This is a genomic window from Polynucleobacter sp. AP-Jannik-300A-C4 (assembly GCF_018688335.1).
Classification (GTDB): Bacteria; Pseudomonadota; Gammaproteobacteria; order Burkholderiales; family Burkholderiaceae; genus Polynucleobacter.
On sequence record NZ_CP061316.1, the window covers coordinates 764,098 to 788,717 of the forward strand.

The following is a 24,620-nucleotide window of genomic DNA, read 5'->3' on the forward strand; positions in this document are numbered from 1 at the left end:
TTTAGGAGAGTTTCACTAAGTTTTTTGGCAGCTCAACTAAACGCGTTCCACTAAAGCGATCTGGCAGACTTTGTCGTAGCAACGGGCTAACGCGATTCAAATAGATGCTTAATGGCCATAGAAATAAAGCAACCGCAAATAGCATTTCAATAATTTGCCATCTCTGAAGTTCGAAAACCCACTGCAGAAGGACGCAAGGTATGAGCCATAGAGATCCATAGACATAGCGCCAGATTGCTTGCTTTCGAGTGAGCTTGTGGCCACCTGGACCAATCATGCGTATCCGCCAGGTTTGCATCGCAAGCGTTTGCCCTGACTTTGTCCAATACCAGGAAAAGTAGATCCCAAGAACCACATAGAGGTAGAGGAAGGTGAGCCAACTCGGTAATGAGACGCCAAACAGAATGCCTAAGCCTAAATTGGGAACTAAAAATGTTAGGGCAATTACACCCAGTAAAACCAACTGCTCATAAAGCGTACAAGAAACACGTCGCCAAAATTGCGGAGCAGGAAGCGTATCTAATTCCGCTGAGGTAATCACGACTGAGGAATTCTTATTGATTGCTTGAGTCGCTATCCGAGCTTGCGCCTTGCGGAACAACTTCTTGAGCTGGAGTGACTGCGGCAGGTAATGCCGGAGCTAAGTTCGACTGCTGAATGATGGGATGTTGTTGCAAGGTTGGCGCACTTACGACCGTGGGCTTCTTCTTTTGATTTAATTCAGCCTGAGCAAGTTTATTTTTTTGCTCGGCACTCAGTTTTTGATAAGCGCTCCAAGCTTCAGCTTTTTTCTCAGGCGGAAACTTGAGGCTGCTTAGGTAATTCTCTCGTGCAATACGACGATCTTTTTGAGACAGGTTTGACCAGCTGGCCATGCGAGACTGAAGCCGTTGTTGATCTATTGCCTTCATCCTGGGGTACAGGTTGGCCACCTGGGTCCATCGTTTACGACTTTCAGGCAACATGTAGTCCCAATCACCCTCGAGAGGGGCCAGAATGTTTTGTTGTTCAGGCTTTAGACCTTCCCATGTCCCATCCTGCTTTTTCGCTGGGGTAACCGTGCTTTTGCCGTGATTACTTGTTGCTGTCTGAGCAAATGCGGTGGGCGAGATTAGAGCGCTAATAGCTAGCGTAAGGGCTGAGCTGATGCTGAGGACTGCACAAATAGAGCGTAAGTTTTTTAGCATGCGCTATTTGAGTTTTCGTTTGATATTAAGAAGGTGATTTGGGTGTATCCAAGCCATCTTGCTCTGCATCGGCTAAGGGGCCATTCTTGAGGAAGCGCATAAAGCCGCTATCAGCATAGGCATCAGGGGGTACATCGTCGCTTAACAGGGCTGCATCTAACTCGGCAATGTCATTAATCCGGGAGTTATCTTGCCATTGGGCAATTCCGACTAAGCCAAAAACAAGAACAACAAGAGGGATCACCCAGCCCACGTTATTCCAAAAAGAACGAGAACCCGAAGACCAGTTCCCAGAGGTGCTGGCCAAAACATATTGTTTGATACGCACTTTTTCTGGTTTTTTTACGGAAAGCGCTTTTAAGCGCGCTGCATACAGACGATCTTTGATGCCAGCTGGCAAGGATTGAGACCCTTGGCGGAGCAGGGCAGCAGCGGACTGGCCAAATTGGTCAGCTTCTGTTGGGTTTAGGATATCTTGATTGCGGTTCACAGCGTAATTCCTTTTAATTTCAATGCTTTAGCTAGAGCTTGGGTAGCTCTTGAGCAGTGGGTTTTGACGCTTCCCTCGCTACAACTCATAGCAAGGGCAGTTTCAGTAATACTTAGCTCATCCCAATAACGCATCAGGAAGGCTTCTCGTTGACGGACAGGTAATTTTGATATTTCTGACTCTAGGGACTCCAAAAGCTGACTTCGCTCCAGCTTAAAGGCACCATCTTGGTGAATTTCACTGTCATCCGGGGCGGAAAGTGACTCTAAGGGGTCGAAATCATCATTTTCATCTGATTTCTTGCCCATATTGGAGAATAGGGTTACCCAGGTATTGCGAACCTTTTGACGTCTAAACCAGTCATGAATACGGTTTTGCAGAATTCTGGTGAAAACCAGTGGTAGCTCGGCTGCGGGGCGGTCACCATATTTTTCAGACAACTTAATCATGGCATCTTGAACAATATCTAAGGCTGCATCGTCATCTCGCACAGCATAGACAGCTTGCTTGAAAGCACGCTGCTCAACACTGCTGAGGAAGTCAGAAAGTTCTTGGGGTGAAGCCATTCAGTGGATTAGACCTGAATCAGATGGAATTGGTCTATTTTAGGGGATTGCTATAGAATGTAGGGCTTACTACCTAGAATCTCATTCAAGAAGTGGTTTTTTCCGGTAGCAGCGCCGTTCGAACTCGGGCCACAAGCAAGAGACAGAACAGACCAAACAATTTTTTGCCGAAAATTGCAAAGGACGAAAGAAAATGAATACAAGCAGCGCCGAATTTTTAGCTTCTAAAGCTAACCAAGACACAGCAAACCCAAATTCCACAGCGAATGCGCCTGAAATGATTGGCGCCGAGATGTTGGTGAAGGCATTGCACAAAGAGGGTGTTGAATATGTTTGGGGTTACCCAGGCGGTTCAGTTCTCTTCATCTACGATGAAATCTTTAAGCAGGACAAGTTTGAACATATTCTTGTTCGTCATGAGCAAGCAGCAGTTCATGCGGCCGATGGCTATGCGCGCGCAACCGGTAAGGTTGGCGTTGCTCTAGTCACTTCAGGTCCAGGTGTTACCAATGCGGTTACCGGCATTGCTACTGCTTACACTGACTCCATCCCAATGGTGGTCATTAGCGGCAACGTGCCTACGTATGCAATTGGTGAAGATGCTTTCCAGGAAGCGGATACCGTTGGTATTACTCGCCCAGTGGTGAAGCATAATTTCTTAGTGAAGGATGTAAAAGACCTTCCTTTAGTGATTAAGAAAGCTTTTCACATCGCCCAAACAGGTCGGCCAGGCCCAGTATTGATCGACATCCCTAAGGATGTCTCCGCTGCGAAGGGGCCATTTGTTTATCCAGATACCTTGGAGATGCGTTCTTATAACCCGGTAATCAAAGGGCATAGTGGGCAGATTCGTAAGGCAGTTTCTTTATTGCAAGAAGCAGAGCGCCCATACATCTATACCGGTGGTGGCGTTATCTTGGCTGATGCTGCACCTGAGTTAAAAGAGTTTGCTGATTTGCTGGGCTATCCAGTAACCAATACCTTGATGGGTCTTGGTGGATTTCCTGGTACGAGTCCTCAGTTCCTCGGTATGCTCGGTATGCACGGTACTTACGAAGCCAATATGGCGATGCAGCACAGCGATGTGTTGATTGCGATTGGCGCTCGTTTTGATGACCGCGTGATCGGTAATACCACGCACTTTGCAAGCCATCCTCGCAAGATTATTCATATTGATATCGATCCCTCCGTGATTTCAAAGCGGGTGAAAGTGGATGTACCTATCGTTGGTAATCTCAAGGAAGTATTGCAAGAGATGACTGCTCAGCTTAAAGCTGCTGGTCCACGTAAGAATGATGCCAAGTTAGCGGCATGGTGGGAGCAGATTAACGAGTGGCGCAAAAAAGATTGCCTGAAGTACGACGAAGCTTCGCAAATTGTGAAGCCTCAGTACGTTGTTCAGAAGTTATGGGAGCTTACTGGTGGCGATGCATTCATTTGCTCTGACGTAGGTCAGCATCAAATGTGGGCCGCTCAGTTCTATAAGTTTGATAAGCCCCGTCGTTGGATTAACTCTGGTGGTCTGGGTACGATGGGCGTTGGCTTGCCGTATGCCATGGGTATCAAGAAGGCATTCCCTGATAAAGATGTATTCACCATTACAGGTGAGGGTTCGATTCAGATGTGTATTCAAGAGTTGTCTACTTGTAAACAGTACGACACGCCTGTGAAGATCGTGTCATTGAACAACCGTTACCTCGGTATGGTTCGTCAATGGCAAGAGCTAACTTATAACAAGCGCTATTCCAGTTCGTATATGGATTCTTTGCCAGACTTTGTGAAGCTGGCAGAGGCTTTTGGCCACGTTGGTATGCGCATTGAGAAAAAGTCTGATGTTGAAGGCGCTCTGAAAGAAGCGATTCGTTTAAAAGATCGCACTGTGTTTATGGATTTCCAGACCGACCCAGAAGAAAACGTTTGGCCAATGGTTCAAGCGGGTAAGGGTATTACTGAAATGCTTTTGGGTAGCGAGGATCTCTAATGCGACATATTATTTCTGTATTGATAGAGAACGAACCAGGCGCATTGTCCCGAGTTGTTGGCTTGTTCTCTGCACGTGGTTACAACATTGAAACCTTAAGTGTTGCACCTACTGAAGATCCATCGCTTTCTCGTATGACGATAGTCACGATTGGCTCTGAGGATGTGATTGAGCAAATTACAAAACACTTAAATCGCTTGGTTGAAGTGGTGAAGGTATTTGATTTGACTGAAGGTCCTCATATCGAGCGTGAGTTGATGATGATTAAAGTTCGCGCGGTAGGTAAGGAGCGTGAAGAGTTGAAGCGTACAACGGATATCTTCCGTGGTCGCATCATTGATGTGACTGATAAGAGCTACACCATTGAATTGACTGGTGATGGCGCTAAATTGGATGCCTTTATTGATTCGATTGATCGTGCATCAATTCTGGAAACTGTCCGTTCGGGTGGTTCTGGTATTGGGCGCGGTGAACGCATTCTCAAGGTTTAATTTTTTTAACTGATTACTGAATTAACTACATTTTCAATACAAGGAAAGAGCATGAAAGTTTTTTACGATAAAGACGCTGATTTGTCCCTCATTAAAGGCAAAAAAGTCACCATCATTGGTTACGGTTCACAGGGCCACGCACATGCTTTGAATCTCAAAGATTCAGGTTGCAACGTGACTGTTGGTTTACGTAAAGACGGTGCTTCTTGGAGCAAAGCTGCGAATGCTGGCTTGACAGTTAAAGAGGTTGGCGAAGCTGTTAAAGATGCAGATGTAGTCATGATGCTCTTGCCTGATGAGCAAATCGCTGAGGTGTACAACAAAGAAGTACATCCAAATATCAAGCAAGGCGCTGCATTGGCATTCGCTCACGGCTTTAACGTTCACTACGGTCAAGTTCAGCCACGTGCCGACTTGGACGTCATCATGATTGCCCCTAAAGCACCAGGCCACACTGTTCGCGGAACTTATGCTCAAGGTGGCGGTGTTCCACATTTGATCGCTGTATACCAAGATAAATCTGGCTCTGCTCGTGATGTTGCTTTGTCATATGCAACAGCAAACGGTGGTGGTCGTGCCGGCATTATTGAAACGAACTTCCGTGAAGAAACTGAAACTGACTTGTTCGGTGAGCAGGCTGTTCTTTGTGGTGGCGCAGTCGAGTTGATTAAGGCTGGTTTTGAAACTTTGGTTGAGGCTGGTTACGCTCCTGAAATGGCTTACTTCGAGTGCTTGCATGAACTCAAGTTGATTGTTGACTTGATCTACGAAGGTGGTATCGCCAACATGAACTACTCTATCTCTAATAACGCTGAGTACGGTGAGTATGTGACTGGCCCACGTGTTGTAACGGAAGATACTAAGAATGCAATGCGTCAGTGCTTGAAAGATATTCAGACTGGTGAGTACGCTAAGAGCTTCATCTTGGAAAACAAAGCAGGCGCACCTACTTTGATTTCACGTCGTCGTTTGAATGCTGAGCATGATATTGAGATAGTTGGTGCTAAGTTGCGCGCGATGATGCCTTGGATTGCAAAGAACAAGTTGGTTGACCAAACTAAGAACTAAGCAGCATTAAAGTAACAAGCGGTTTGAAATTAATAGCAGTAACTAAAAAGGCTCAGAACAAAGATGATGTATCCGCACCCCATTATTGCGAAAGAAGGTTGGCCGTATTTGGCATTAGTGGGGGCTATTACTTTGCTAGTCCACTACCTGGGTGGTATTGCGTGGTCATGGCCTTTGTGGATCATCTTTACCTTTGTTCTGCAGTTCTTCCGCGATCCACAGCGCATTGCTGCCATCGGTCGTGACTTAGTTTTATCTCCAGCTGACGGCCGTATTGTCGTTGTGGAAAAAGCCAATGACCCTTATGCGGGTCGTGAAGCTTTGAAGATTAGTGTTTTCATGAATGTATTTAACGTTCACTCCAACCGTAGCGCAGTCAATGGCTTGGTAAAAGAGATTCAGTATTTCCCTGGCAAGTTTGTGAATGCCGATCTAGATAAAGCCTCTACTGAGAATGAGCGTAATGCTGTGGTGATTGATGCCAATGGCCAAATCGTGACTTTGGTTCAAGTTGCAGGGCTTATTGCCCGCCGTATTCTCTGTTATATCCATGTGGGCGATAGACTTAAAGCAGGTGAGCGATACGGCTTTATTCGCTTTGGCTCTCGTGTCGATGTATATTTACCCTTAACAGCCGAGCCTTTGGTCACTGTTGGTGATAAGGTTTTTGCTACGAATACTGCATTAGCTCGCGTACCCGGCTTAGATTAATTAAGTCGTTTTAACTGGGAATATTCTTTGAGTACATTTCGTCGTCGTGGCCGCATTGACCGTAGTCGCTTGGCACGCACCCGCACCGATCGCACTCAAGATGAGTGGGCGGAGGATCTTGGTGATGAAATTGATTTCGAAGTAGAAGACTTGCACGAGAATAAGACGCGTAAACGCAGCAAAGGTATTTACCTGCTTCCCAATGCATTCACTACTGCAGCCTTGTTCTGCGGTTTCTTTGCTATCGTCAATGCGATGAACCATCAGTTTGAGATGGCCGCGATTGCCATCTTTGCATCTTTGGTTTTGGATGGCATGGATGGTCGTGTTGCACGAATGACAAATACCCAAAGTGCTTTTGGCGAACAGTACGACTCTTTGGCTGACATGGTGTCATTTGGCGTAGCTCCAGCGCTTGTGGCTTATGAGTGGGCTCTAAAAGATTTAGGTAAGTGGGGTTGGTTAGCTGCCTTTACCTATTGCGCCGGTGCTGCTTTGCGCTTGGCCCGTTTTAACGTCAATACCGGTGTTGTTGATAAGAAGTTTTTCCAGGGCTTGCCAAGTCCAGCTGCTGGCTCATTAATGGCTGGTTTTATCTGGTTGGCTGATGACAATAAGATCCCGGTACGCGACAGTGCGATTCCGTGGATTACTTTCTTCTTGGCTGTTTACGCTGGTTTGACAATGGTGTCCAATGCTCGTTTTTATAGTGGTAAGGCCTTGGATGTTCGCTATCGGGTTCCATTTGGTGTAATGGTCTTAATGATCCTTACCTTTGTGTTGATTTCATCCAACCCTCCTTTAACTCTATTTGGCCTCTTTGTGGTGTATTCCATTTCAGGTTATATCATTTGGGCGTGGGAACGACTGAGTGGTCGCCGTTTTAGCTAAAACTGGATTTTTAGGTTATATTTAAACCATGTTAATGAATTTCTCACTTCTTTCCGGTCTTCTTCTACTAGCACTAAGCCTACAGCTTGGGGCAGGTAAGGCCTGAGTTAATGAGATTAAAGTAATTCATTAGCCACCACATACCAGCCCCAGCAAATTGCTGGGGTTTTTGTTTTTAGATTTGTAATTAAGTAGAAAACATAATTAAGTAATACTGAACCGGAGAGTAGTGATGAGCGACAAAGTAATCATTTTTGATACCACCTTGCGTGATGGCGAGCAGTCGCCTGGTGCCTCAATGACCAAGGATGAGAAGGTTCGTATTGCACGCCAATTGGAACGTCTTAAGGTAGACGTGATCGAGGCTGGATTTGCTGCAAGCTCTGAGGGTGATTTTCAGGCTATCTCTGCGGTTGCTGCTGCCGTTAAAGATTCCATCGTATGCTCACTCGCACGCGCCAATGACAAAGACATTACGAGAGCAGCGGATGCTTTGAAAGCTGCTAATGCAAAACGCATTCATGCATTCTTAGCCACTAGCCCATTGCATATGGCAGTGAAGTTGCGGATGTCTCCAGAGGAAGTATTAGAGCAAGCGAAGCGTTCTATTCGTTTTGCCCGAAATTTGGCTGAAGATATTGAGTTCTCGGCGGAAGATGGCTATCGCTCAGAAATGGATTTCTTGTGCAGGGTAGTTGAGGCGGTAATTAATGAAGGTGCAACTACCATCAACATCCCCGATACTGTAGGTTATGCCACACCTGAGTTGTATGGAGAGTTCATTAAAACTTTGCGTACCCGCGTCCCGAATTCAGATAAAGCAGTATGGTCTGTTCATTGCCACAATGACTTGGGTATGGCTGTTGCTAATTCATTGGCTGGCGTGAAGATTGGCGGCGCTCGTCAAATTGAGTGCACCATTAACGGCTTGGGTGAGCGTGCTGGTAATACAGCCCTGGAAGAAATTGTGATGGCCTTGCGCACACGCAAGGACTACTTCGAGATGGTGTGCGGCATTGATGCTACCCAGATTGTTCCGGCATCCAAATTGGTATCGCAAATTACTGGTTTTGTTGTTCAGCCAAACAAGGCAGTCGTTGGCGCTAATGCTTTTGCACATACCTCCGGTATTCACCAAGATGGCATCTTGAAGAATCGCGATACCTATGAAATCATGCGCGCTGAAGATGTGGGTTGGTCTGCTAATAAGATCGTGTTGGGCAAGCTGTCGGGTCGCAATGCATTCAAACAGCGTTTACAAGAGTTGGGTATTGCAATTGAAGCTGAAGCAGATTTGAATGAAGCATTTGTTCGCTTCAAATCATTAGCCGATCAAAAATCAGAAATCTTTGATGAAGACATTATTGCCATCATGTCGGATTCTGCTGCAGCAGAAGAGGGTGAGTTTTATAAATTTATCTCCTTGAGTCAGCATTCTGAAACGGGTGAGCGTCCAAAATCTAAAGTCACCTTCCGGGTTGGCGATAAAGAGACAAGCTCCGAGTCTGAAGGTAATGGACCAGTTGATGCCAGCCTGAACGCGATTGAAGAAGTGGTGAAGAGTGGGGCAGAGCAATTGCTTTACTCGGTCAACGCAATCACTTCAGGTACGCAGTCTCAGGGTGAGGTGACTGTGCGTTTGGCTAAGGGCGGGCGTATTGTGAACGGCGTTGGAACTGATCCAGACATCATTGCCGCTTCAGCAAAAGCGTATTTATCTGCGCTCAATAAATTGCATGATCCGAGTCAAGCTAAGCTCAATGCGCAGATGACGCCTTAAATATTTGGGTCGTATTTTCGACGCTTCTGAATTACACCTCTTATTTATCGAGGTCTGTATTTTTGTAATACTTGGTGCCCTTGCCGGTGATTTCAGCGGCAAGGCCCGAGTCAGTCAATTGGTACATCAACACGCCGGGCGCAACGACCACTGCATCTTGGTAGGCATCGCCATCTTTTTCGTATTTGGCGGCTGCAGTCATTTGACCGCCAAAGGTCCAGCCGGAATTGACGAAGTCATTTAAGGCAGCTTTTGTCTGAAATACAAAGATGTTCTGGAATGACTTAATTCCAAAGCCAAGACCAGCTTGTACTTCAGCCATATTCATATAAATTGGCTTAAGCCCATCCTTTTGGATGACTACGCCGCTGCCGGTACCTCCGCCTGCAATGAATATCTTCATGCCAAAGTTACTAAAGGTGGCATAGCCAACAGACTTTTCGATCAGTTCTTTCCCTTGGGCTGTACTTGGTATAGCGCTTTAAGGGTGTCATTGCTCGTTTTAAGAATGTCTTCCCGTTGCTGAGCAACCGTCTTTTGAGTCGCAAAAGGATTGGAAAACTGTGCAAAAGCACTGTTATTGAGGCAAAAAGTACCTAAAACCAAAGCAAAAATAGGGGTGGTCAGGCGATAAATTTTCATAAGTTATTGATTTTATTGATTATTTCTGGATAAATGCTTGAAAGGTTCTCTAGAGAATAGCAAGTTATGAGGGCAGGGTCTCATTTTTATGGCCTCTCTCTGATACAATTCGAGGGCTTTGATTTTTAAAGCTTTTTTGTTTTATTTGATTAATAAATGCACGACACAATTTGGGTGAAAGCTCAGGTGTTCGCAAGTTAGGAGTATGAAAATGGCAGTTGCTGATATTAAAACGGCGGAAATCGTCAAAGAAAACGCGCGCAGCGCAAACGATACAGGTAGCCCTGAAGTTCAAGTTTCATTGCTAACAGCCCGTATCAATGAATTAACCCCCCATTTCAAAGCTAACGCTAAGGATCATCACAGCCGTCGTGGTTTGTTGAAGATGGTTTCACGCCGTCGCCGCCTCTTGGATTATCTCAAGGGCAAGGATTTGGGTCGCTACCGCGCATTGATCGAGAAATTAGGTCTCCGTAAGTAATTCTTATCGGTATTGCAATGCCATCTTTCTTAAGGTTGTTTCGTAACAGATTCAGTCTTAAGCAGATGGCATGTTTTTTGAGCGCTTCAAGATTATTTGTGTAGGGGATCGTGTCATTCCAATGAGTTTCTGGATTGAAGAATTCAGTGCCTCCCTGGAATGGCATCCCCTGTGATCTTTAAACGCTCCAGTGTTGTCGTGACACTGCTTTATCCCACGACAAGCGTAAAAACCATGTGGCTTTTACGTGAACAATTTGGAGAAGATCAGAATGACGATGTTTAAAAAAGCAGTAAAAACGTTTCAATGGGGTAACCATCAAGTAACTATGGAAACAGGCGAGATCGCTCGCCAATCTGGTGGTGCTGTCATCGTTAACGTTGATGACACAGTAGTGATGGGTACGGTTGTAGCTTCTAAATCAGCGAAGCCAGGCCAGTTATTTTTCCCATTGACTGTTGATTACCTCGAAAAAACTTACGCTGCAGGAAAAATTCCTGGTGGCTTCTTCCGTCGTGAAGGTCGTCCATCAGAAGGCGAGACATTGATCTCCCGTTTGATCGATCGCCCATTGCGCCCTTTATTTCCAGAAGGCTTCTTAAATGAAGTTCAGGTAGTGGTGCATGTGTTGTCTATCAACCCGGATGTGCCTGCGGATATTCCTGCATTGATCGCTGCTTCTGCAGCTTTAGCAGTTTCAGGCATTCCATTTGCTGGTCCAGTCGGCGCAGCGCGTGTTGGTTACGCTAACGGCCAATATCTCTTGAATCCTACTCGTACAGAGCAAGCTACTAGCGAAATGGATTTGATTGTTGCTGGTACGCAAGCTGCTGTATTGATGGTTGAGTCAGAAGCCAATCAGTTGTCAGAAGAAGTGATGTTGGGTGCGGTTGTATATGGTCATGACCAAATGCAAACTGCGATCAATGCAATCAATGATTTAGTGCGCGAAGCTGGTAAGCCAGAGTGGGATTGGACTGCTGCTCCTAAAGATGAGCCATTCATTGCTAAGGTCACTGCACTAGCTGAAGCGCCATTGCGTGAGGCTTATCAGATTCGTCAAAAGGGCGCCCGTTCAGACAAGCTCAAAGAGATTTCTAAAACAGTTTTAGCGAAGTTAGCAGAAGAGGGTGATGTTGATGCAGTTGCTGTTAGCGACATCATGTTTGAAATCGAGGCGAAGATTGTTCGTAGCCAGATTTTGAATGGCGAGCCACGTATTGATGGTCGCGACACACGCACTGTTCGTCCGATTGAAATTCGTAATGGCGTATTGCCACGTACCCACGGTTCAGCATTGTTTACTCGCGGTGAGACACAGGCACTCGTAGTAGCTACTTTGGGTACTGCGCGTGATGAGCAGATCATTGATGCACTCGAAGGTGAGTACCGTGATCGCTTCATGTTCCACTACAACATGCCTCCGTTTGCTACTGGTGAAACTGGCCGTGTAGGTAGCCCTAAGCGTCGTGAAATTGGTCACGGTCGTTTGGCTAAGCGCGCATTGATTCCAGTATTGCCAAGCGCAGAAGATTTCGCGTACAGCATTCGTGTGGTTTCAGAAATCACTGAGTCTAATGGCTCTTCTTCAATGGCTTCTGTTTGTGGTGGCTGCTTAGCAATGATGGATGCTGGTGTTCCAGTGAAGGCACACGTTGCTGGTGTTGCGATGGGCTTGATTTTGGACGGTAACCGTTTTGCTGTGTTAACAGATATCTTGGGTGATGAAGATCACTTAGGCGATATGGACTTTAAAGTAGCGGGTACTGCTAACGGTATTACTGCTTTGCAAATGGACATTAAAGTTCAAGGCATCACTAAAGAAATTATGCAAGTTGCATTGGCTCAAGCTAAAGAAGGTCGCTTGCATATTTTGAGCAAGATGCAAGAAGCGATGGGTTCAGTTCGTACTGAATTGTCTGCACATGCTCCACGCATGGTTTCTTTCAAGATTCATCCAGACAAGATTCGTGAAGTAATCGGCAAGGGCGGCGCAACAATTCAAGCCTTGACTAAAGAAACCGGTTGCAGCATCGATATTAAAGATGACGGTACAGTAACAATCGCATCTACTTCTGCTGAAGGTATGGCTGAAGCAAAAGCGCGTATCGAAGGCATTACTGCTGAAGCTGAAGTAGGCAAGATCTACGAAGGCCCAGTTGTGAAGTTGCTTGAGTTCGGTGCTTTGGTAAACATTCTTCCTGGCAAAGATGGTCTCTTACACATCTCAGAAATTTCTAATGAGCGTGTAAAAGAAGTTAAGGACTATTTAGCAGAGGGCCAAGTAGTGCGCGTGAAGTTGTTGGCTGCTGATGAGCGTGGTCGTTTGCGTTTATCTCTTAAAGCTGCAATGGCTGATGAAGGTGGCACGATTGCTCCTTTGGCTGGCGCGACTGAGGCTGCCCCTGCATCTGGCGAAACTGCTTAATTATTTACTAAGCCATTTAGTTACCGAGCGGAGTTCATATGCGCGTAATGGAAATCAAAGAATTTGGCGCACCAGAAATGCTGGTGGCTGCTACTCGTCCTGATCCAGTGGCTCCGGCTGCTGGTACGGGCGAGATTTTGATTAAGGTAATTGCTGCTGGGATTAATCGTCCGGATGTTTTACAGCGTAAAGGCCATTACCCAGTGCCAGCAGGCGCATCGGATATTCCTGGTCTCGAAGTAGCGGGTGAGATTATCGGCGGCGACTTAGCTCACGCCGATAATCTATTTGGTCTCAAAGTTGGCGATAAGGTTTGTGCGCTTGTGCAAGGCGGTGGTTACGCAGAATTGTGTACCGCTCCCATTGCACAATGCCTGCCTTATCCAAAAGGGTTTACTGATCAAGAAGCGGCATCTTTGCCCGAAACTTTCTATACCGTATGGAGCAACGTCTTCATGCGTGGTGAGTTGTCTGAAGGCGAAACCTTGCTAGTTCAAGGTGGTTCAAGTGGCATCGGTGTGACTGCCATTTTAATTGCCAAGGCTTTGGGTCATAAAGTATTCGTGACTGCCGGCACCGATGAGAAGTGCGCTGCATGCGTGGCTTTAGGTGCTGATCTGGCGATCAACTACAAGACACAAGATTTTGCAGAAGAAGTGAAGAAGGCAACAGACGGTAAGGGTGTCAACGTTATTCTCGACATGGTTACCGGTGCTTATGTACAAAAAGAGATTGATTGCTTAGCTGATGATGGTCGCATTGTGATTATTGCAATCATGGGCGGATCAAAGGCTGAAGTAAATACCGGACAAATTTTGCGTCGTCGTTTAACCATTACTGGTTCTACCTTGCGCCCACGTCCAGTGTCATTCAAGAAACAAATTACTCAGCAGTTACATGCACGTATCTGGCCTTTGCTAGATGCAGGCAAGTTGAAGCCAGTAATTTATAAAACATTTACCTTGGATCAGGCTGCTGATGCCCATCGTTTGATGGAGTCTTCTGAGCACGTTGGCAAGATTGTCCTCACTGTTTAAGTATTGAGCTAGATTTAATGCGCCCACTCACTGTTATCGGCAACTGGAAAATGAACGGCAGTCTTGCAAGCAATGCAGACTGGGTCAAGATCGTTTGCCGTGGCATGGAGCAGGGAATGCCTGCTGGTCGCAAGTATGCAGTGTGTGTTCCTTCTCCTTACTTATCGCAGTGCGGTGAGTTAATTCAGAATTGCTCTTTAGCTTTTTTAAGCTTAGGCGCTCAGGATGTATCTGCTTATACTGCTGGCGCTTATACCGGCGAGGTTGCAGCCTCCATGCTCAAAGAATTGAATTGTGCTTATGTGATTGTTGGACATTCTGAACGTCGTCAATATCATCACGAGGTTGATGAGCAGGTTGCAGAGAAAGCCCTTCAGGTACTTGATAACGGCATGATCCCTGTAATCTGTGTTGGTGAATCTGCAGATGAGCGAAATTCTGGTCGTGAGATTGAGGTTGTCAGAGGTCAAATTTCAAAACAAGTGGCCATTTTGCAAGATCGTTTAGCTGACTGCCTGATTGCTTATGAGCCTATTTGGGCTATTGGCACTGGCAAGGTAGCAAGCGCTCAAATGGCCCAAGATATGCATCGAGCAATCCGCTTGCAGTTAGCGGAGTTTGATGAGGATGTAGCTTCCCATGTGGGAATTTTGTATGGCGGTAGCGTTAAACCTGACAATGCCGTTGAACTATTTGCAATGCCGGATATTGATGGTGGATTGATTGGGGGTGCTTCCTTAAGCCCGCAGGATTTTCTGGCTATCTGTCAGGCCTAGTTTTTTTATTTGGAGATAAGCCATGGAATGGTTTAAGACTTTATTGATCGTTTTGCAGGTAATTTCTGCTTTGGCTGTGATCTTGCTGGTGTTGTTGCAGCAGGGTAAGGGTGCTGATATGGGTGCTGCTTTTGGTTCTGGATCCTCAGGCAGTCTCTTTGGCGCCAGTGGTTCAGCCAACTTCCTATCCCACACAACTGCTATTTTTGCGGCAGTCTTTTTTGTCTGCACTTTAGGGATTACTTGGATTGGCAATAAAAAGGAAGTTAGCCCTGGAATTTTGTCTGGCACTGTAGCGCCGGTTGTGGCTCCAGCCCCAGCCCCAGCTGCTCCAGCCCAGGATCCGACTAAGCCGGCTGTTCCAAAGTAAAAAAAGTAGGTTTTAAGCACTCTGTGCCCCTTTTTTTGGGGTAACTCAGTGGTGCAATGCAGTAGAATTGATGGGTTTTACAAGATGCCGACGTGGTGAAATTGGTAGACACGCTATCTTGAGGGGGTAGTGGCTTAGGCTGTGCGAGTTCGAGTCTCGCCGTCGGCACCAAATTGTAGAATTTGTAGGGATTTATGCTGTAAATCAAGGTTTTGCATTCCGGAATAATTGATAATTTGTAGCTAATTAGGAATTACCAGACGAACGACTTAGGGCCATTTTGAATCTCGCTAACTACTTTCCCGTTCTGCTTTTCATCCTTGTAGGTATTGGGGTGGGTTTAGTCCCCATGTTCCTCGGAAAAATCTTGGCTCCTTCGAAGCCGGATGCTGAAAAACTGTCTCCCTATGAGTGTGGTTTTGAAGCTTTCGAAGATGCGCGTATGAAATTTGACGTGCGCTATTACCTCGTTGCCATCCTATTTATCTTATTTGACTTAGAAACCGCCTTCCTGTTCCCGTGGGGCGTTGCTTTACGTGACATTGGCTGGTTTGGCTACGCTTCCATGGTGATTTTCTTATTGGAATTCATTGTGGGCTTTGTGTACATCTGGAAAAAGGGCGCTCTCGACTGGGAGTGATCGATATGGCATTAGAAGGCGTTCTCAAAGAAGGATTTGTTACCACTACTGCAGACCAGTTAATTAACTGGACGCGTAATGGCTCTTTATGGCCAATGACTTTTGGCCTTGCTTGCTGCGCTGTAGAAATGATGCATGCGGGCGCATCCCGTTATGACTTAGATCGATTCGGTGTAGTTTTCCGCCCATCTCCACGTCAATCAGACTTGATGATTGTGGCTGGTACTTTGTGTAACAAGATGGCTCCAGCTCTTCGTAAGGTCTATGACCAAATGCCTGAACCACGCTGGGTAATCTCCATGGGCTCTTGTGCCAATGGTGGTGGTTATTACCATAACTCGTATTCAGTAGTTCGCGGTTGTGACCGTATCGTGCCAGTGGATATCTATGTTCCTGGTTGCCCTCCAACTGCAGAAGCGTTGATCTACGGAATCATTCAGTTGCAATCGAAGATCGCTCGTACTAGCACGATTGCGCGGAAGGCTTAAATCATGTCAGATCGTTTAGTTCAACTCACGGCCAATCTAGAAAAAGTTTTAGGTAAGCGCGCTCAATCTATTGAAGTCGCCTTGGGCGAAGTTACTGTTGTCGTTAATGCGGATGCCTATTTTGAATCCGCCATGTTGTTACGCGATGACCCTTCCTTGGCTTTTGAGCAATTGATTGATTTGTGCGGTGTAGATTATCAAGACTACCGTGAAGGGCAGTGGGGCGGTCAGCGCTTTGGCGTTGTTTCACATCTTTTATCCATAGCGCATAACTGGCGTTTACGTGTTCGTGTATTTGCTCCAGAAGATGCTTACCCGATTGTTGCCTCGCTAACTCCTGTTTGGTCTGCTGCCAACTGGTTTGAACGTGAAGCGTTTGACCTCTACGGCATCTTGTTTGATGGTCATGAAGACTTGCGTCGTATCTTGACCGATTATGGTTTCATTGGCCACCCATTTAGAAAAGATTTCCCAATCTCTGGCAACGTAGAAATGCGCTATGACCCAGAGTTGAAGCGTGTGGTGTATCAGCCAGTCACGATTGAAGCGCGTGAAATTACACCGCGTATCGTGCGTGAAGAGCAGTACGGAGGTCCGGTTTAAGTCATGGCACAAATTAAGAACTACACCCTCAATTTTGGTCCTCAGCATCCTGCGGCTCACGGCGTATTGCGTTTAGTACTGGAGCTTGATGGCGAGGTAATTCAGCGTGCTGATCCGCACATTGGTTTATTGCATCGCGCTACAGAAAAATTAGCTGAGACACGTACTTGGATTCAAAACGTTCCTTATATGGATCGTTTGGACTATGTCTCGATGATGGCTAACGAACATGCTTACGTGATGGCAATTGAAAAGTTGCTTCAGGTAGATGTTCCATTGCGTGCTCAATACATCCGCGTGATGTATGACGAGTTAACTCGTTTGCTCAATCACCTCTTGTGGATTGGTTGTCATGGTTTAGACGTTGGCGCGATGGCCGTGTTCTTGTATGCCTTCCGTGACCGTGAAGATATTTTTGATATGTACGAAGCCGTTTCTGGTGCTCGTATGCATGCTGCTTACTACCGTCCAGGTGGAGTCTATCGTGACCTGCCAACGCAGATGGCGCAATACTCTAAGTCTAAGATTCGTAGCACTTCTGCAATCAAGCGTTTAAATGAAAGTCGTAGTGGTTCACTGCTCGATTTCATTGAAGACTTCTCCGGCCGCTTTGATGCCAATGTAGATGAGTATTGCAATCTCCTTACTGATAATCGTATTTGGAAGCAGCGTTTAGTTGGTATTGGTGTTGTAACTCCTGAGCGCGCTTTGCAGCTCGGCTTCACAGGGCCTATGTTGCGTGGCTCCGGTATTGAGTGGGACTTACGTAAAAAACAACCTTACGAAACTTACGACAAGCTCGACTTTGATATCCCTGTTGGTGTAAATGGTGACTCTTATGATCGCTATTTAGTTCGCATGGAAGAAATGCGTCAATCGAATCGCATCATCAAGCAATGTGTGGCTTGGCTCAAGGCAAACGATGGCCCCGTCATGAGCGATAACCATAAAGTATCTCCACCAAAGCGTGTAGATATGAAGACCAATATGGAAGAGTTGATTCACCATTTCAAACTCTTTACTGAAGGTATGCACGTTCCTGATGGCGAGGCTTACTCTGCGGTTGAGCATCCAAAAGGTGAGTTTGGTATCTATTTGATTTCTGATGGCGCCAATAAACCATACCGCATGAAAATTCGTGCACCAGGATTCGTACATTTATCTGCGATGGATGAGATGTCACGTGGCCACATGTTGGCTGATGCTGTAACCATTATTGGTACTCAAGATATCGTGTTCGGGGAGATTGACCGCTAAAACAGCGCGCCAAGGATGAATTCATGACAACAACTCTTCAACTTTCGGACAAAACGCTTGCAGATATTGCGCGCAATGTCGCGAAATATCCTCCAGACCAAAAACAATCTGCAGTGATGGCCTCATTGATTGCTGCCCAAACTGAAGTAGGTTGGGTGTCACCAGAGGTGATTGCTACAGTTGCTCAAATTTTAGAAATGCCAACGATTGCAGTTGATGAAGTGGCTACTTTCTACAATATGTACAACACCAAACCGATTGGTAAGTACAAATTAGTAATTTGTACAAATCTACCTTGCCAGTTAACTCACGGCGAAACAGCGGCTACATACTTAAAAGAAACTCTCGGTATTGGTTACAACGAAACCACCCCATGCGGAACTTTTACCCTGAAAGAGGGTGAGTGTATGGGAGCGTGTGGAGATTCTCCAGTAATGCTCGTCAATGACAAGCGCATGTGTAGTTTCATGAGTAAAGAGAAGATTGATACCCTATTGAAAGAACTCCGTGCGGAAGGGAAAGCAGCATGACCAGCTTGCACGATAGACACATTAAGCCTTTGATTCTCGCTGGATTGAATGGTGAGAATTGGCGTTTAAAAGATTACGAAAGCCGTGGTGGTTATCAACAGTTGCGTCGTATCATCAATGACAAAATCGCACCAGATGCAATTATTGCTGAACTAAAGGCATCATCTTTGCGTGGTCGTGGAGGCGCAGGTTTCCCAACGGGATTGAAGTGGAGCTTCATGCCCCGTCAATTTCCCGGTCAAAAATATTTAGTTTGTAATAGTGACGAAGGTGAGCCTGGTACTTTTAAAGACCGCGACATCATGCGTTACAACCCGCATGCCTTGATTGAGGGCATGATTATTGGTGCCTACACTATGGGCATCTCTGTGGGTTATAACTATATCCACGGTGAAATTTTTGCAGTCTATGAGCGCTTCGAAGAGGCGCTTGAAGAAGCCCGTGCTGCTGGATATCTCGGCGACAAAATCATGGGAAGTGATTTCAACTTCCAATTGCATGCAGCTCCTGGTTGGGGTGCATATATCTGTGGTGAAGAGACTGCGCTTTTAGAGTCGCTTGAAGGTAAGAAGGGTCAGCCACGCTTTAAGCCCCCATTCCCTGCAAGCTTTGGTTTGTATGGCAAGCCAACCACAATTAATAACACTGAAACTTTTGCTGCTGTGCCATTCATTATGGCAATTGGTGGCCAGGCTTATTTAGACTTAGGCAAGCCTAATAACGGCGGTACAAAGATTTTCTCCATCTCTGGCGATGTGACTTATCCAGGCAATTATGAGATCCCACTAGGGACCCCATTTGCTGAATTATTGAAACTTGCTGGTGGTATGCGTGACGGTATTCCATTGAAGGCAGTTATTCCTGGTGGATCTTCTTCCCCAGTAATTCCGGGTGCCGAGATGATGACTCTCACCATGGACTACGACAGTATTGCAAAAGCAGGGTCCATGCTGGGATCTGGTGCAGTCATCGTAATGAATGAAACCCGCTGTATGGTTCGTGCCTTAGAGCGCTTGTCTTATTTCTATCACGAAGAATCTTGTGGTCAGTGCACTCCATGTCGCGAGGGCACTGGTTGGTTGTGGCGCATCGTTCACCGCATTGAGCATGGCGAAGGTCGTCCAGAAGATTTGGATTTATTAAATGATGTAGCTGCAAACATTCAGGGTCGCACGATTTGCGCCTTGGGTGATGCGGCTGCTATGCCAGTTCGTGGCATGTTGAAGCATTACATGGATGAATTTGCGTATCACGTAGAACATAAGCGCTGCTTAGATTCTGCAAAACCTTTATAAGACATTGAGCACGGGACATCTTAAAGTGAGCATGGTTGAAATCGAATTAGATGGTAAGGCAGTAGAAGTTCCGCAAGGTTCGATGGTGATGCATGCCGCGAACAAGCTCGGCGCTTACATTCCTCACTTCTGCTATCACAAGAAGTTATCTATCGCTGCTAACTGCCGTATGTGCTTGGTAGAAGTAGAGAAGGCGCCAAAGCCATTGCCAGCTTGCGCAACACCAGTAACGCAGGGTATGAAGGTATTTACCCATTCCGCTAAAGCAGTTGAAGCACAGCGCTCAGTGATGGAGTTCCTTTTAATTAACCATCCTTTAGATTGCCCAATTTGTGATCAAGGTGGTGAGTGCCAGTTACAAGATTTGGCAGTGGGTTACGGTAAATCCAATTCACGCTACGAAGAAGAGAAGCGTGTTGTATTCCACAAGAATGTTGGCCCTCTTATCTCTATGCAAGAGATGACACGTTGTATTCATTGCACTCGTTGCGTACGTTTTGGTCAAGAAGTTGCCGGCGTCATGGAATTGGGCATGGTCAATCGCGGTGAGCATTCTGAAATCACGACTTTTGCAGGCCAGACTATTGATTCTGAACTTTCTGGAAACATGATTGATTTGTGCCCAGTAGGTGCATTAACCAGCAAGCCTTTCCGCTATGCTGCGCGTACTTGGGAATTAGGCCGTAAGCGTTCAGTTAGCCCTCATGACAGTCTGGGTGCTAATACGACTATTCAAACAAAAGCGAACAAAGTAATGCGCGTCGTTGCTTTGGAGAATGATGCAATTAATGAATGCTGGATTAGTGATCGTGATCGCTTCGCCTACGAAGGCTTGAACAGTGCTGATCGTGTAACTACCCCAATGGTGAAGCAGGGCGGTCAGTGGTTGGAGACTGATTGGCAATCCGCCCTGGACTACGTTGCCCATTCACTCAAAACCATTTCTTCTGAGAGCGGTCCTGAAGCGGTGGCCGCCTTAGCGCACCCAATCTCCAGTACTGAAGAGTTGTTCTTGCTTCAAAAAATGATTCGCGGCTTGAGTTCGAATCAAGTTGAGACTCGTTTACGTCAAACTGACGTGAAAGGCGCAGCTTCAGCCCCATGGTTGGGTATGCCGATTGGCAAATTAAGTGAGCTCGATCGTGTGTTGGTAATTGGTAGCTTCTTACGTAAAGAACAGCCATTGATTGCTGCGCGTTTACGTGCCGGCACAAAGCGCGGCTTGCAAGTCTCACGTATTGATGCGGGTGGTGATGACTGGTTGATCCCTGCTTCGGGTATTGCTGCAACTCCAAGCGCATGGCTCAATACATTAAGTGAAGTTGCCTTGGCTGTGGCTAAAGCAAAATCTGCAACTGCTCCAGCAGGCACGCCTAACTTAACAGTTTCTGCTACTGCACAAAAAATTGCGGATAGCTTGCTGTCTGGTACGTCTACTTCAGTATTGCTAGGCTCTGCTGCAGTCGCCCATCCACAAGCATCTGACTTACATGTCTTGGCGCAATTCATTGCTGAGCAAACTGGCGCTACTTTAGGCTTCTTACCAGTTGGCGGTAATGCTGTTGGTGCTAGCTTAGTCAAGGCTAATGGTGTGGGCGTTGAATCAGTTCTTTCTGGTGAGCGTCGTGCTGTCATCTTGATGAATATCGATCCAGACGCTGACTTGCCAAATCCTACGCAAGCGCGTGCTGCTTTGGCTAAAGCCAATACAGTGATTGCCTTGAGTGCATATAAGAGTGCTGACCTCCTTGAGGTAGCCGATGTCATTCTGCCGATCTCTACATTCACAGAAACGGTTTCTACTTTCATTAACTCAGAAGGCCGTGCGCAAACAATTCAACCAGCGGTAAAGCCTTTGGGTGATTCTCGTCCAGCATGGAAAGTGTTGCGTGTTTTAGGCGGCTTATTGAATTTAGATGGCTTCCTGTACAACATGCCTGAAGAGGTATTGGGTGAAGCGCTTGGTGAAAACTATTGCACTAAGTTATCAAATCAATCCACCGCAAGCGGATTGACCAATGGAAACGCAGCTGTAGCAGCAGGTTTAGAGCGTTTATCTGATGTTGGTATTTACGCCGGCGACCAAATCGTCCGCCGTTCATCAGCATTGCAGTTAACGCGCGATGCTAAGCGCGGCAATCAAGTTGGATTAGGTCAAGCACTCTTTAATGAGCTGGGCTTGAAAGAGGGCGATGCTGTGCGAGTGACTCAAGATAGTCAGTCCGTAGATTTGCCGGCCACATTGGAAGCGAATTTAGCTCAGGGCGTTGTCAGAATTTCTGCGGGCACTATGGCTAGCGCTAAATTGGGATCGATGTTTGGTCCTGTAACTGTTAGCAAGGCATAAGGGACGAGATGGATAATTTCTTGAACCTCGTTACCACCCAAGGTGAGGCCATCTTTGGCTCACTATGGCCACTCGTTTGGGCTTTGGTACGTATCGTGATCATCGTGTTGCCAATGTTTGGCGCCGTTGCATACATGACTCTTTGGGAACGTAAGTTAATCGGCTGGATGCATATCCGACTGGGACCAAACCGTGTTGGTCCATTAGGTTTGCTACAACCTATTGCTGACGCTTTGAAGTTGCTCATGAAGGAGATTATTTCTCCTACTCGGTCTAGCAAAGTTTTGTATTTCATTGCACCGGTGATGGTGATCATGCCAGCTTTTGCTGCATGGGCAGTCATCCCCTTCCAAGCAAAAATGGTCTTGGCGGATGTCAACGCAGGTTTACTGTACGTCATGGCAATCTCATCTATTGGTGTTTATGGCGTAATCTTGGCCGGTTGGTCATCTAACTCCAAATATCCGTTCCTTGGCGCAATGCGTGCATCAGCACAAATGATTTCTTACGAAATTGCCATGGGCTTTGCATTAGTTACAGTATTGCTGACTTCAGGTTCTTTGAATCTGAGTAGCATCGTTGCCTCTCAAGAGCAGGGTTATTTTGCTGGTATGGGATTGAACTTCCTTTCTTGGAATTGGTTGCCATTGCTCCCAATGTTCGTGATCTACTTTATCTCTGGTGTAGCTGAAACCAATCGCCATCCATTTGACGTGGTTGAGGGTGAGTCTGAGATTGTTGCTGGCCATATGGTCGAGTATTCAGGCATGGCATTTGCAATGTTCTTCTTGGCTGAATATGCCAACATGATCTTGATTGCTGCATTATCTGCAACGATGTTCTTGGGCGGCTGGTTACCAATTGTTGATTTGCCAATCCTTCGTGATATCCCAGGCTTCTTCTGGTTGTTTGCTAAAACCTTCTTCCTCTTGTCTTGCGTCATTTGGTTGCGCGCCACATTGCCGCGCTATCGCTATGACCAAATCATGCGTTTGGGTTGGAAGATCTTTATTCCCATCTGCGTATTCTGGGTGGTTGTCGTTGGCGCCTGGGTTGTATCCCCATGGAATATTTGGAAATAAGTTGATCAATCATGTTTAAGAAAATTTCCCAATTCCTCGATAGCTTGATGCTCAAAGATATTTTGACTGGTATGTCGATTACCGGTCGCTATCTTTTTAAGCCAAAAATAACTGTTCAATATCCAGAAGAGAAGACTCCACAGTCTGTGCGCTTCCGCGGTTTGCATGCTTTGCGCCGCTATGAAAATGGGGAAGAGCGTTGTATTGGTTGCAAATTGTGTGAGGCGGTATGTCCTGCCTATGCCATCACGATTGAAACTGCCGAGCGTGATGATGGTACTCGTCGCACCAGTCGTTATGACATTGATTTAACTAAGTGTATTTTCTGTGGCTTTTGCGAAGAAGCTTGCCCAGTGGACGCTATTGTTGAAACGAATATTTTTGAGTATTTCGGAGATAAGCGTGGAGATTTGTACTTCACCAAAGAAATGCTTTTAGCTGTAGGCGATAAGTATGAAAAAGATATTGCCGCTAACCGCGCAGCTGATGCGCCTTATCGTTAATCGAATAAAGCAAAACGACATATGACATTCGATACTTCTACACTCTTTGCAGTCTTCTTTTATGCCTTTGCTGGGCTCTTGGTGATTTCAGCATTGCGCGTGATTACTGCTCGTAACCCAGTGCATGCTGCACTGTTTTTGGTTTTGGCATTCTTCTGCGCTTCTGGTCTTTGGATGCTTCTGAAGGCAGAGTTCTTGAGCTTGGCTCTCATTCTTGTTTACGTTGGCGCCGTGATGGTGCTCTTCTTGTTTGTGGTCATGATGCTAGATCTTGATCTCGAGCATTTACGTCGTGATTTCAAGAAATTCTTACCCGTAGCTTTCTTGATGGGTGCGGTCATTGTCTTGGAATTGTCCATCGTATTGATTCGCAGCTTTATCGGTACAAGCGCTCCAGTGCAGCCGATGCTTGAAGAGATGGCTATAGGCAATACCCAAGCTTTGGGTATGTTGATTTTCGTTGATTATGTTTATGCTTTCGAGGTTGCCGGAGTGATTCTCCTGGTGGCTATCATTGCCGCTGTTGCTCTGACCCTTCGTAATCGTAAAGATTCCAAGTCCCAAAATATTCATGAGCAAGTGAATGTGAATTCTGCTGATCGCATGCGCATCGTCAAGATGGATTCTGATATGGCCGCCAAGCAAGATGCTCGCGGAGAGAAGAAATGACTATTACCTTAGCCCATTATTTAGTGCTTGGCGCAATCCTATTTGCGACTAGCGTGATTGGTATCTTCTTGAATCGTAAGAATGTCATTGTGCTTTTAATGGCGATTGAATTAATGCTTCTTTCGGTGAACATGAACTTTGTAGCCTTCTCTCATTATTTGGGTGACATGGCTGGTCAGGTATTCGTATTCTTTATTTTGACTGTGGCTGCTGCTGAGGCGGCAATTGGTTTGGCAATCCTTGTTGTGCTCTTCCGTAAGGTAGACACCATCGATGCAGATAACCTTGACCACTTAAAAGGCTAGTC

Annotated in this window: 28 protein-coding genes and 1 tRNA gene; 23 read left to right on the forward strand and 6 right to left on the reverse strand. The window is 46.2% G+C overall.

The window, feature by feature from the left end; genetic code table 11:
• Position 1 precedes the first annotated feature (1 nt).
• Genes FD975_RS04000 through FD975_RS04015 form a run of 4 tightly spaced genes read right to left on the reverse strand, consistent with a single transcriptional unit; the run spans position 2 to position 2,243 of the window.
• Positions 2–541 carry an RDD family protein gene (locus FD975_RS04000; protein ID WP_251371420.1) on the reverse strand — a complete coding sequence of 180 codons (540 nt, stop codon included), beginning with the start codon at positions 539–541 and terminating at the stop codon, positions 2–4.
• Between the two features lie 13 nt (positions 542–554).
• Entirely contained in the window at positions 555–1,187 is a 633-nt protein-coding gene (locus tag FD975_RS04005) for a DUF3106 domain-containing protein (protein WP_215303310.1), read from the reverse strand.
• A gap of 25 nt (positions 1,188–1,212) precedes the next feature.
• On the reverse strand, positions 1,213–1,677 hold the full coding sequence (locus tag FD975_RS04010) for a DUF3619 family protein (RefSeq protein ID WP_215303311.1): 465 nt from the start codon (positions 1,675–1,677) through the stop codon (positions 1,213–1,215).
• Positions 1,674–2,243: an RNA polymerase sigma factor gene (locus FD975_RS04015; RefSeq protein ID WP_215303312.1), complete on the reverse strand. Its 570-nt coding sequence runs from the start codon at positions 2,241–2,243 to the stop codon at positions 1,674–1,676. Before FD975_RS04015 ends, FD975_RS04010 begins: the two co-directional genes overlap by 4 nt.
• Positions 2,244–2,436: 193 nt before the next feature.
• On the opposite strand from FD975_RS04015, the gene FD975_RS04020 reads away from it, so the two are divergent.
• From FD975_RS04020 to FD975_RS04045, 6 genes are all read left to right on the forward strand, one after another.
• The gene (locus tag FD975_RS04020) at positions 2,437–4,224 is read left to right on the forward strand and encodes an acetolactate synthase 3 catalytic subunit (RefSeq protein ID WP_215303313.1); all 1,788 of its coding nucleotides are present in this window, start codon (positions 2,437–2,439) and stop codon (positions 4,222–4,224) included.
• On the forward strand, positions 4,224–4,715 hold the full coding sequence (gene ilvN, locus FD975_RS04025) for an acetolactate synthase small subunit (RefSeq protein ID WP_015420909.1): 492 nt from the start codon (positions 4,224–4,226) through the stop codon (positions 4,713–4,715). Before FD975_RS04020 ends, ilvN begins: the two co-directional genes overlap by 1 nt.
• Positions 4,716–4,766: 51 nt before the next feature.
• On the forward strand, positions 4,767–5,783 hold the full coding sequence (ilvC, locus tag FD975_RS04030; protein ID WP_215303314.1) for a ketol-acid reductoisomerase: 1,017 nt from the start codon (positions 4,767–4,769) through the stop codon (positions 5,781–5,783).
• A 63-nt stretch (positions 5,784–5,846) separates the two neighbouring features.
• Entirely contained in the window at positions 5,847–6,494 is a 648-nt protein-coding gene (locus FD975_RS04035; protein ID WP_215303315.1) for a phosphatidylserine decarboxylase, read from the forward strand.
• Between the two features lie 27 nt (positions 6,495–6,521).
• Entirely contained in the window at positions 6,522–7,385 is an 864-nt protein-coding gene (gene pssA / locus FD975_RS04040; RefSeq protein WP_215303317.1) for a CDP-diacylglycerol--serine O-phosphatidyltransferase, read from the forward strand.
• 232 nt (positions 7,386–7,617) lie between these two features.
• Positions 7,618–9,165 (forward strand): 2-isopropylmalate synthase, encoded by a 1,548-nt coding sequence (locus tag FD975_RS04045; RefSeq protein ID WP_215303319.1) that lies wholly within the window; start codon positions 7,618–7,620, stop codon positions 9,163–9,165.
• A gap of 40 nt (positions 9,166–9,205) precedes the next feature.
• Here FD975_RS04045 and FD975_RS04050 read toward each other — a convergent pair whose 3' ends face one another.
• A complete protein-coding gene (locus FD975_RS04050; protein ID WP_215303321.1) occupies positions 9,206–9,568 on the reverse strand; it encodes a YSC84-related protein in 363 nt (120 codons plus the stop codon).
• Positions 9,569–9,609: 41 nt separating this feature from the next.
• Entirely contained in the window at positions 9,610–9,807 is a 198-nt protein-coding gene (locus FD975_RS04055; RefSeq protein WP_215303323.1) for a hypothetical protein, read from the reverse strand.
• A 211-nt stretch (positions 9,808–10,018) separates the two neighbouring features.
• Here FD975_RS04055 and rpsO point away from each other — a divergent pair, with 211 nt between their 5' ends.
• From rpsO to nuoK, 17 genes are all read left to right on the forward strand, one after another.
• Positions 10,019–10,288, forward strand: a complete 270-nt coding sequence (rpsO, locus tag FD975_RS04060; RefSeq protein ID WP_015420915.1) for a 30S ribosomal protein S15 — start codon at positions 10,019–10,021, stop codon at positions 10,286–10,288.
• A 271-nt stretch (positions 10,289–10,559) separates the two neighbouring features.
• Positions 10,560–12,716, forward strand: a complete 2,157-nt coding sequence (pnp, locus tag FD975_RS04065; protein WP_215303324.1) for a polyribonucleotide nucleotidyltransferase — start codon at positions 10,560–10,562, stop codon at positions 12,714–12,716.
• A 38-nt stretch (positions 12,717–12,754) separates the two neighbouring features.
• Complete coding sequence (locus FD975_RS04070; protein WP_215303326.1) at positions 12,755–13,753, forward strand: NAD(P)H-quinone oxidoreductase; 999 nt, start codon at positions 12,755–12,757, stop codon at positions 13,751–13,753.
• 17 nt (positions 13,754–13,770) lie between these two features.
• Entirely contained in the window at positions 13,771–14,529 is a 759-nt protein-coding gene (tpiA, locus tag FD975_RS04075; protein ID WP_215303328.1) for a triose-phosphate isomerase, read from the forward strand.
• Between the two features lie 22 nt (positions 14,530–14,551).
• Positions 14,552–14,899 carry a preprotein translocase subunit SecG gene (secG, locus tag FD975_RS04080; protein WP_215303330.1) on the forward strand — a complete coding sequence of 116 codons (348 nt, stop codon included), beginning with the start codon at positions 14,552–14,554 and terminating at the stop codon, positions 14,897–14,899.
• A gap of 86 nt (positions 14,900–14,985) precedes the next feature.
• Positions 14,986–15,070, forward strand: a tRNA-Leu gene (locus FD975_RS04085).
• Positions 15,071–15,179: 109 nt separating this feature from the next.
• On the forward strand, positions 15,180–15,539 hold the full coding sequence (locus tag FD975_RS04090) for an NADH-quinone oxidoreductase subunit A (protein ID WP_215303332.1): 360 nt from the start codon (positions 15,180–15,182) through the stop codon (positions 15,537–15,539).
• A 5-nt stretch (positions 15,540–15,544) separates the two neighbouring features.
• Positions 15,545–16,027: an NADH-quinone oxidoreductase subunit B family protein gene (locus FD975_RS04095; RefSeq protein WP_011902891.1), complete on the forward strand. Its 483-nt coding sequence runs from the start codon at positions 15,545–15,547 to the stop codon at positions 16,025–16,027.
• A gap of 3 nt (positions 16,028–16,030) precedes the next feature.
• Positions 16,031–16,630, forward strand: a complete 600-nt coding sequence (locus FD975_RS04100; protein WP_215303334.1) for an NADH-quinone oxidoreductase subunit C — start codon at positions 16,031–16,033, stop codon at positions 16,628–16,630.
• Between the two features lie 3 nt (positions 16,631–16,633).
• Positions 16,634–17,887: an NADH-quinone oxidoreductase subunit D gene (locus FD975_RS04105; RefSeq protein WP_215303341.1), complete on the forward strand. Its 1,254-nt coding sequence runs from the start codon at positions 16,634–16,636 to the stop codon at positions 17,885–17,887.
• Between the two features lie 23 nt (positions 17,888–17,910).
• Positions 17,911–18,417, forward strand: coding sequence for an NADH-quinone oxidoreductase subunit NuoE (gene nuoE, locus FD975_RS04110; RefSeq protein WP_215303342.1), 507 nt, complete (start codon positions 17,911–17,913; stop codon positions 18,415–18,417).
• Entirely contained in the window at positions 18,414–19,712 is a 1,299-nt protein-coding gene (gene nuoF / locus FD975_RS04115) for an NADH-quinone oxidoreductase subunit NuoF (protein WP_215303344.1), read from the forward strand. Before nuoE ends, nuoF begins: the two co-directional genes overlap by 4 nt.
• Positions 19,713–19,743: 31 nt before the next feature.
• Entirely contained in the window at positions 19,744–22,059 is a 2,316-nt protein-coding gene (gene nuoG, locus FD975_RS04120; protein WP_215303346.1) for an NADH-quinone oxidoreductase subunit NuoG, read from the forward strand.
• Positions 22,060–22,067: 8 nt separating this feature from the next.
• On the forward strand, positions 22,068–23,141 hold the full coding sequence (gene nuoH, locus FD975_RS04125; protein ID WP_215303348.1) for an NADH-quinone oxidoreductase subunit NuoH: 1,074 nt from the start codon (positions 22,068–22,070) through the stop codon (positions 23,139–23,141).
• An 11-nt stretch (positions 23,142–23,152) separates the two neighbouring features.
• On the forward strand, positions 23,153–23,644 hold the full coding sequence (gene nuoI / locus FD975_RS04130; protein WP_215303350.1) for an NADH-quinone oxidoreductase subunit NuoI: 492 nt from the start codon (positions 23,153–23,155) through the stop codon (positions 23,642–23,644).
• 21 nt (positions 23,645–23,665) lie between these two features.
• On the forward strand, positions 23,666–24,313 hold the full coding sequence (locus tag FD975_RS04135) for an NADH-quinone oxidoreductase subunit J (RefSeq protein WP_215303352.1): 648 nt from the start codon (positions 23,666–23,668) through the stop codon (positions 24,311–24,313).
• Positions 24,310–24,618: an NADH-quinone oxidoreductase subunit NuoK gene (nuoK, locus tag FD975_RS04140; protein WP_114652695.1), complete on the forward strand. Its 309-nt coding sequence runs from the start codon at positions 24,310–24,312 to the stop codon at positions 24,616–24,618. Before FD975_RS04135 ends, nuoK begins: the two co-directional genes overlap by 4 nt.
• The last annotated feature ends 2 nt before the right edge of the window (positions 24,619–24,620 follow it).